The organism is Hydrogenophaga sp. (genome assembly GCF_041633695.1).
Taxonomy (GTDB): domain Bacteria; phylum Pseudomonadota; class Gammaproteobacteria; order Burkholderiales; family Burkholderiaceae_C; genus Hydrogenophaga.
The window spans coordinates 1-1,869 of sequence record NZ_JBFJMY010000640.1; the positions used below are offsets into that span (position 1 = coordinate 1).

Sequence of the window (1,869 nt, forward strand, 5' to 3'; positions counted from 1 at the left end):
AGGGGGTGGCCTGGGGCCTGGCCAGCGCGTTGTACGGGCACGGGTTACAGTGCTGGGCCGACCAAGCGCCCGCCTGAGCTGCACACGAACAAGCCCACCCATACCCAGCGGACCGCGCCGAACGCACGCGCGCGAACCCACCGTTTTTACCCACCCGGAAACCACCATGACCAGCCCCATGTACACCCACTCCGTTCCCGTGCTCAAGCAAATGCTGACGGCCCTGCAAAGCATTCTGGCCACGGCCAACGCACACGCCACGGCCAAATCGATCGAGCCCGACGCCCTGCTGCAAGCGCGCCTGTTCCCCGACATGTTTCCCCTGATCAAGCAGGTGCAGATTGCCGCCGATTTTTCGCGCGGCATCGCGGCGCGCCTGGCGGGGGTGGACCTGCCCACCTTGGACGGCGACCAGAAAACGTTTGCCGATCTGGACGCGCTGTTGGTGCAAACCCTGGCCTTTCTGGACAGCGTGAACCCATCGCAGTTCGAGGGCAAAGAAAGCAGCGAAATCGTCCTGCGCCCAGGCACGCCCAAAGAGAAGAAACTGAGCGGTCAGGTCTATCTGGCCCAGTACGGTTTGCCGCAGTTTTTCTTCCACGTCACCACCGCCTACGACATCTTGCGCCACAACGGCTTGGCCATTGGCAAGCGCGACTACATGGGCGCGTACTGAGCGCACGCACGGCCATGGGGGATCAAGCATCCCACCGGCCACGCGCTGCCAAGGCATGACAAACCCGATACGCCCCGGCGAACTCCCGCGCGCTGCTTTGTTGCAGCCGTTCCGCGCGGCGGGGGCGTTCGTGGACTGCTATGTGTGCGAAGTGGAAGGCCCCGTTTCGCACGCCGCCTTCGTCGAGGCGTTCTACACCACGCCTTTGTTCAAGCTGGAGCGCACGCTGTTGCGATGGCTGGCAGGCCGGCCCGCTACCGACGCCGATGCCCGGCGGCTGGCCCAAGGTGGCAGCCAGGCGTTTTCGGCCTGGCGCGTGGAAGCCCGCGCGGCGGACCAATTGCTGCTGGCGGATTTCACTGGGCGCACCAAGTCGTGGTTGATGGTGGAAGCGGTGTCCAGTGCCGAGGGGCGCTCGCAAATACGGCTGTATTTCGGCTCGGTGGTGGTGCCGAAAAAAGGCAGCGCCCGCCGCCCGCCGCGCATGGGTTTTGGTTTTCATGCCCTGCTGGGTTTTCACCGCCTCTATTCCCGGCTGCTGCTGAGCGCGGCGCGCTCGCGGGTGTTGGACCAGCAGCCGAACGCGGCGCCCTAGAGACGCGGGCAAAATGCCGGACGCCCCGGCTTTCCCGCTGGTTCGGCCCACCCGATCGACAAGGGAAAACCCTTGATTGACACCGCCACTGCGCCGCACCATGGTGCAAGCCTGTCCGTTTCGCTTGCGCAGGAGCCGCCCATGTCCACCCTTCAACACCAGCACATCGCCACCGTGATGCAAGTGGCCAGCGATGGCACGGGTGCGCAGATCGCCGCGCAGCACGAGCAGGTGATCCGCGATTCGTGGCACCGCTGTGTGCACCAGCACGGGCTGAACCCCAGCCGCATGCAAGAGGCCATCATCCTGCCGCAGGCGCGCTTGCGCGAACACCAGGACCAGATGGAAGCGCTGCTGCAGATCGCGCGCCACGGCCTGGAATCGCTCTACACCAAGGTGGCCGGCCTGGGTTATGTGGTGCTGCTGACCGACGCGCGCGGGGTCACGGTGGACTTTCTCGGCGACCTGGTGTTTGAACCCAGCCTGCGCAAGGCGGGCCTGTACCTGGGCGCGGACTGGAGCGAGATCAACGCCGGCACCTGCGGCGTGGGCACCTGCATCAGCACGGGCGAAGCGCTCACTGTGCACCTGGACGACC

2 protein-coding genes and 1 pseudogene are annotated in these 1,869 nt (G+C 65.7%); all 3 read left to right on the top strand.

The genetic code is table 11. The annotated features are described in order from the left end of the window. Window positions 1-166: 166 nt before the first annotated feature. Window positions 167-676: a DUF1993 family protein gene (locus ABYB95_RS22685; RefSeq protein WP_372662356.1), complete on the top strand. Its 510-nt coding sequence runs from the start codon at window positions 167-169 to the stop codon at window positions 674-676. 55 nt (window positions 677-731) lie between these two features. Continuing rightward, complete coding sequence (locus ABYB95_RS22690; RefSeq protein WP_372662359.1) at window positions 732-1,271, top strand: hypothetical protein; 540 nt, start codon at window positions 732-734, stop codon at window positions 1,269-1,271. 141 nt (window positions 1,272-1,412) lie between these two features. Continuing rightward, a pseudogene (locus ABYB95_RS22695) lies at window positions 1,413-1,869 on the top strand (sigma-54-dependent Fis family transcriptional regulator); the annotation flags it as partial.

Excerpts from the sequence above, each read along its gene's own strand:
- ABYB95_RS22685 (WP_372662356.1), top strand. The coding sequence starts at position 167 with ATGACCAGCCCCATGTACACCCACTCCGTTCCCGTGCTCAAGCAAATG.
- ABYB95_RS22690 (WP_372662359.1), top strand. The coding sequence starts at position 732 with ATGACAAACCCGATACGCCCCGGCGAACTCCCGCGCGCTGCTTTGTTG.